The organism is Actibacterium sp. (genome assembly GCF_041584535.1).
In the GTDB taxonomy this organism is placed as follows: domain Bacteria; phylum Pseudomonadota; class Alphaproteobacteria; order Rhodobacterales; family Rhodobacteraceae; genus Actibacterium_D.
The window spans coordinates 1-5,206 of sequence record NZ_JBFHDW010000192.1; the positions used below are offsets into that span (position 1 = coordinate 1).

Genomic DNA, 5,206 nt, shown 5'->3' on the forward strand with positions numbered 1-5,206 from the left:
ATCGGGGCGGGCCGCAATCGCGGCGTCGATCAACGTGTCCTTGCCCGCGCCGGACGGGCCGACAACCGCGAACAATCGGCCTGCCATCACGCGGCCCCTGCCCGCGCGAATTGCGAAACGTCGATCACGCGGTCCGCCACCCGCTCGCGCGCCGCCTGATCGTGGAAAATGCCGATGATCGCCGCGCCATGCGCCTTGGCCTCCTCGATCAGCGACAGAACCGTTTCGCGGTTGGTCGCATCCAGCGACGCCGTCGGCTCGTCCAGCAGCATCGCCGGATAGCGGTGCACAAAGCCGCGCGCGATGTTGATCCGTTGCTGCTCGCCGCCCGAAAACGTCGTCGGAGACAGCCCCCACAACGTCTGAGGGATATTCAACCGGGTCAGCAGCGCGCGGGCGCGGGCCTGTGCTGCGGGCCTGTCGATGCCCAGCGCCAAAAGCGGCTCGGCCACAACATCCAGCGTCGGCACCCGTGGCACCACCCGCAGGAATTGCGACACATAACCAAGCGTCTGCCGGCGCAGGGCGATGATCTGGCGGGGTTCCGCCGTGGCCACATCGGTATCGCCGACAAGGATCGCCCCCGAGGCCGACAGGTAATTGCCATAGATCATCCGCATCAGCGTCGACTTGCCCGCGCCGGAATTTCCGGTCAGCGCGATGCATTCGCCAGCGGCAACACGGAACGACGCGCCCTCCATCACCCGGATGACCGCGCCGGCCTGATTGTGAAGGGTGAAGGTCTTTGAGACGTTTTCAACACGGATCATCGGTCACACCTGCAATACGGACGAAACAAGAAGTTGGGTATAGGCGTGCTGCGGGTCGTCCAGCACCTGATCGGTCAGGCCCGCTTCGACCACGCGGCCGTCTTTCATCACCATCAGCCGGTCGGCCAACAGCCGCACCACCGCAAGATCATGGGTCACGATGATCGCGGACAGGCCCATCTCGCGCACCAATCCGCGCAGCAGGTCCAGCAGGCGCGCCTGAACCGACACATCAAGGCCGCCGGTGGGCTCGTCCATGAAGACCAGCCGTGGCCCGGTGACAAGGTTGCGGGCAATCTGCAAGCGCTGCTGCATCCCGCCCGAAAACGCCGAGGGGCGGTCATCGACGCGGCTTTCGTCGATCTCGACCCGGCCAAGCCAGTCGATCGCCTGCGCCCGGATCGTGTCATAGCGCCGCGCGCCCACGGCCATCAGGCGTTCGCCGACATTGCCGCCCGCCGATACCGACATGCGCAGACCGTCGCGCGCATGCTGGTGCACGAAGGCCCAATCGGTGCGCGCCAGCATCCGGCGCTCAGGTTCGCTCATGGTCAGGGTGTCGCGCAGACCGACCGCGCGGGTATCAAAAAGAACCTCGCCGGACTCAGGAGCCAGATGTCCGGCGAGGCAGTTCAGCAACGTGGTTTTCCCGGACCCGGATTCACCGACGATGCCCATGACTTCGCCGGGATACAGATCAAAGGCCACATCGGCACAGCCGATCCGGTCGCCATAGTATTTGGCAAGGTTCCGGACCGACAAAAGCGGCGTGGGTGAAGCGGTCATTGCGCGGCCTCCTCGGCGGGTGACAGACGCCCGCGATGGCCCTCGGCCTGACGCGCGCCACAGTAATCGGTGTCGGAACAGACGAACATCCGCGCCCCGGCATCATCGAGGATGACTTCGTCCAGATAGGTGTGCCCGGCGCCGCACAGATCGCAGGGATGGTCGGCTTTCGAAGGCTCGAACGGATGATCTTCGAAATCCAGCGACACGACCTTGGTGTAAGGCGGGATGGCATAGATCCGCTGCTCGCGCCCGGCGCCGAACAGCTGGATCGCGGCCATCTCCATCTTGGGGTTGTCGAATTTCGGGATCGGGCTGGGGTCCATCACGTATCGGCCTTCAACCTTGACCGGATAGGCGTAAGAGGTGGCGATGTTGCCGTGACGGGCGATGTCTTCATACAGCTTGACATACATCAGGCCGTATTCCTCCAGCGCATGCATCTTGCGGGTCTCGGTCTCGCGCGGTTCCAGAAATCGCAGCGGTTCAGGGATCGGCACCTGATAGACAAGGATCTGATCCTCGGTCAGGGGCTGTTCGGGAATGCGGTGCCGGGTCTGGATGATGGTGGCCTCGGCGGTGTGTTCGGTCGTGACCACGCCCGCGGTGTGCTGAAAGAACTTGCGGATCGAGACCGCGTTCGTGGTGTCATCCGCGCCTTGATCAATCACCTTAAGCGTATCGTCCGGCGTCAGGCACGCGGCCGAGACCTGAACCCCGCCGGTGCCCCAGCCGTAAGGCATCGGCATCTCGCGCGAGGCGAAAGGCACCTGATAGCCGGGGATCGCCACACCCTTCAGGATCGCCCGGCGGATCATGCGCTTGGTCTGTTCGTCGAGATAGGCGAAATTATAGTCGCTCATTGCGCCGCCTCCAGCGTGGCTTGGCCATCGGCGATTTCCGCGCGCATCTTGCGCACCAGTTCCATCTCGGATTGAAAATCGACGTAATGCGGCAGCTTGATATGTTCGAGAAACCCGGTGGCCTGAATATTATCGCAATGGGCCAGAACGAATTCCTCGTCCTGCGCCGGGGCACCCAGATTGTCCTCGCCCAACTCGTCCCAGCGCAACGCCCGGTCGACAAGCGCCATCGAAATCGCCTTGCGCTCGGTCTGGCCAAAGACCAACCCATAGCCGCGGGTGAATTGCGGCGGCTCGGACTTTGAGCCGGTGAACTGGTTCACCGTTTCGCATTCGGTCACGGTGATCTCGCCGATCTCGACTGCGAACCCAAGCGCGGGGATGTCCAGTTCGACCGCCACGGCGCCGATGCGCAATTCCCCGACGAACGGATGGTTGCGGGCATAGCCGCGCTGGGTCGAATAGGCCATCGACAGCACAAACCCCTCGTCACCGCGGGTCAGCGCCTGCAAGCGCAGCGGGCGCGATGCCGGGAACTCCAGCGGCTGGCGGGTCATATCGGGCGGCGTGGCGTCCGAGTTGGCCTCGGTCTGGATCAACCCCTCGTCCCGCAGATATTCGGTCACACGCGGCATGGCCCCGGTCGAGGCCGGTTGATGCGCGGCCTTGGGCAGCTCACCTTCGGCAGCCAGTTTGAAGTCCAGCAGCCGGTGCGTATAGTCAAAGGTCGGCCCCAGAACCTGCCCGCCGGGCACATCTTTGAAGGTTGCCGAAATCCGGCGGTCACAGGCCATCTCGCCGGTCTCCAGCGGGCGCGAATGCCCCAGACGCGGCAGGGTCGTGCGATAGGCGCGGATCAGGAAGATCGCCTCGATCAGATCGCCGCGCGATTGCTTGATCGCCAGCGCCGCAAGGTCGGGATCGTAAAGCGATCCTTCGGCCATGACCCGGTTGACCGCCAGCGCAAGCTGCTCGCGGATCTGCGCCACTGACAGCTCGGCAATGGTGGGATCGCCGCGCCGTTCCTCGGCAAGCCAGGCATGTGCATTGTCGATGGCGCGTTCGCCACCCTTGACCGCAACATACATCAGCGCACCTCCTCAGGTTCGGGCCATGTGATTTTCGTGGACCGGGGCAGCGCCGCCACCCGCGTGCCGCTGGTGAAAAAGAAATCCACGCCCAGCGGAAACAGCGCGGCGTTGCGTTGAAACGCCGCCACGTCCGGCAGGTCGAAAGCGGCGCTATCGCGGATCCCCGGCCCGGTCAGGCAGGCGCCACTGGCGCGCAGATCGGCGGTCTCGACAATCAGCGTCGCCGAGCGGTCGGGATATTGCGCCGACCCGATGGCGAAACGGTCAATCGGGTTCAGCTCGGCCCATGTGCCGATGGCAAAAACCGCCTTGCTGGGCCCGACAAGCGGCGCGCCGGTGTGGAAGGTCACCCAGTCACGCACGGGTGCCACATCGCAATCCCCGGCCAGAAACACCGGCGTTTCGGGATCGCACAGCGTCAGGATCAGCGTCGCCGCCGCCCGGGACAGCGGCGCAGGCGCCTGCCCGCCCTCGATCCGGTGAATGGTGCCGGGTCGCGCCAAAGCATCCAAAGCGGCGCGAAACGCCAGCGCCGACGCATGCGAGGCGTTTTCAAACCCGCCCGTCAAAGCCTGTGAGCCCATCAATCCTCTCCCCGAACCATGGTGAAGAATTCAACCTTCGTCGCCGCGGCCTTCTCGGCCCTCATCCGACGCGCATCGCGCATCTGGTCCTGCAACGGCCCCAGCACCCGGGCGCGCAGGTCGTCGGCGCGTCCGGTCTGCATCATCGCGTCCAGCAAGGCGGCGCGGCGGGCGTGATCCTTGTCGCGCCCCTGCACCCAGCCATGCCCGACCTCGCCGCTGTTCAGCGCCAGCGAACAGCGTGTGACCGACATTTCCCCAAGATTGAACGGCGCCCCGGTGCCGCCCGAGCGGCCGCGCACCATGACCGCGCCGATTTCGGGCGGTTGCAGCCATTCAAAGCCGGGCAAGTCGCCAAGGGTCGACATCAGTGCCGCAAGACGCGCGGGCGGTGCCTTGGCGGCAAGGCTCATCCAGGCCTGTCGGTCTTGTTGTTCGCGGGTCAGATCCGGCATTAGACACCTTGTCAGAATTATTATACAACTATACTAATTTTACCGGCCTGACCTGAGAGTCGGCAAGGAATGTCTTGTGAATTTTTGGTGACACATGGCCCGCACGCCGATCTGGAAATCCATCACCTCGACGCTGGCGCGCGAGATCGCCGAGGGTCAGTATCCGCAAGGCGGCAAACTGCCGACCGAGGCGGCGCTGGCGGCGCGGTTCGGGGTGAACCGCCACACTGTGCGGCACGCGCTGGCGGCGCTGGCGGAAAGCGGCACGGTCTATTCGCGCCGGGGTGCCGGGGTCTTTGTCAGCCTCGCCCCCACCGATTACCCGATCGGCAAGCGCACCCGTTTTCATCGCAATATCGAGGCCACCGGACGGCTGGCTCACAAGCACCCGCTTCGCGTCGAGACCCGCGCCTGCAATGCCACCGAAGCCAATGCGCTGCGCCTGACCCCCGGCGACCGGGTCACGGTCTATGAGGGTCTGTCGATGTCCGGCAAAGCCACGCTGGCGCATTTCGAAAGCATCTTTCCCGCCGACCGCCTGCCCGGTATCGCCCGCACCTTCGCGACGGTCACCTCGGTCACGCAGGCGCTGGCCGCCAACGGCGTCGCCGATTACACCCGCCGCGACACCCGGATTTCGGCTGAACTGGCCAGCGC

General features: G+C 64.9%; 7 protein-coding genes. 1 reads left to right on the forward strand and 6 read right to left on the reverse strand.

Annotation, left to right across the window (positions count from 1 at the left end; all coding sequences use genetic code 11):
• Nucleotides 1–86: 86 nt before the first annotated feature.
• From phnL to phnG, 6 genes are read right to left on the reverse strand one after another with little or no spacing between them, the layout of a single operon-like run.
• Nucleotides 87–770: a phosphonate C-P lyase system protein PhnL gene (phnL, locus tag ABYW26_RS10095; protein WP_372604713.1), complete on the reverse strand. Its 684-nt coding sequence runs from the start codon at nt 768–770 to the stop codon at nt 87–89.
• A 3-nt stretch (nt 771–773) separates the two neighbouring features.
• A complete protein-coding gene (gene phnK / locus ABYW26_RS10100) occupies nt 774–1,556 on the reverse strand; it encodes a phosphonate C-P lyase system protein PhnK (RefSeq protein ID WP_372604714.1) in 783 nt (260 codons plus the stop codon).
• A complete protein-coding gene (locus ABYW26_RS10105) occupies nt 1,553–2,419 on the reverse strand; it encodes an alpha-D-ribose 1-methylphosphonate 5-phosphate C-P-lyase PhnJ (protein WP_372604715.1) in 867 nt (288 codons plus the stop codon). Before ABYW26_RS10105 ends, phnK begins: the two co-directional genes overlap by 4 nt.
• On the reverse strand, nt 2,416–3,507 hold the full coding sequence (locus ABYW26_RS10110; protein WP_372604716.1) for a carbon-phosphorus lyase complex subunit PhnI: 1,092 nt from the start codon (nt 3,505–3,507) through the stop codon (nt 2,416–2,418). The genes ABYW26_RS10105 and ABYW26_RS10110 overlap by 4 nt, the downstream gene beginning before the upstream one ends.
• Complete coding sequence (phnH, locus tag ABYW26_RS10115) at nt 3,507–4,094, reverse strand: phosphonate C-P lyase system protein PhnH (RefSeq protein ID WP_372604717.1); 588 nt, start codon at nt 4,092–4,094, stop codon at nt 3,507–3,509. Before phnH ends, ABYW26_RS10110 begins: the two co-directional genes overlap by 1 nt.
• Nucleotides 4,094–4,549: a phosphonate C-P lyase system protein PhnG gene (phnG, locus tag ABYW26_RS10120; protein WP_372604719.1), complete on the reverse strand. Its 456-nt coding sequence runs from the start codon at nt 4,547–4,549 to the stop codon at nt 4,094–4,096. The genes phnH and phnG overlap by 1 nt, the downstream gene beginning before the upstream one ends.
• 94 nt (nt 4,550–4,643) lie before the next feature.
• On the opposite strand from phnG, the gene phnF reads away from it, so the two are divergent.
• The coding region (phnF, locus tag ABYW26_RS10125) for a phosphonate metabolism transcriptional regulator PhnF (RefSeq protein ID WP_372604720.1) at nt 4,644–5,206 on the forward strand (563 nt) is incomplete at its 3' end.

Excerpts from the sequence above, each read along its gene's own strand:
- phnL (WP_372604713.1), bottom strand. The coding sequence starts at position 770 with ATGATCCGTGTTGAAAACGTCTCAAAGACCTTCACCCTTCACAATCAG.
- phnK (WP_372604714.1), bottom strand. The coding sequence starts at position 1,556 with ATGACCGCTTCACCCACGCCGCTTTTGTCGGTCCGGAACCTTGCCAAA.
- ABYW26_RS10105 (WP_372604715.1), bottom strand. The coding sequence starts at position 2,419 with ATGAGCGACTATAATTTCGCCTATCTCGACGAACAGACCAAGCGCATG.
- ABYW26_RS10110 (WP_372604716.1), bottom strand. The coding sequence starts at position 3,507 with ATGTATGTTGCGGTCAAGGGTGGCGAACGCGCCATCGACAATGCACAT.
- phnH (WP_372604717.1), bottom strand. The coding sequence starts at position 4,094 with ATGGGCTCACAGGCTTTGACGGGCGGGTTTGAAAACGCCTCGCATGCG.
- phnG (WP_372604719.1), bottom strand. The coding sequence starts at position 4,549 with ATGCCGGATCTGACCCGCGAACAACAAGACCGACAGGCCTGGATGAGC.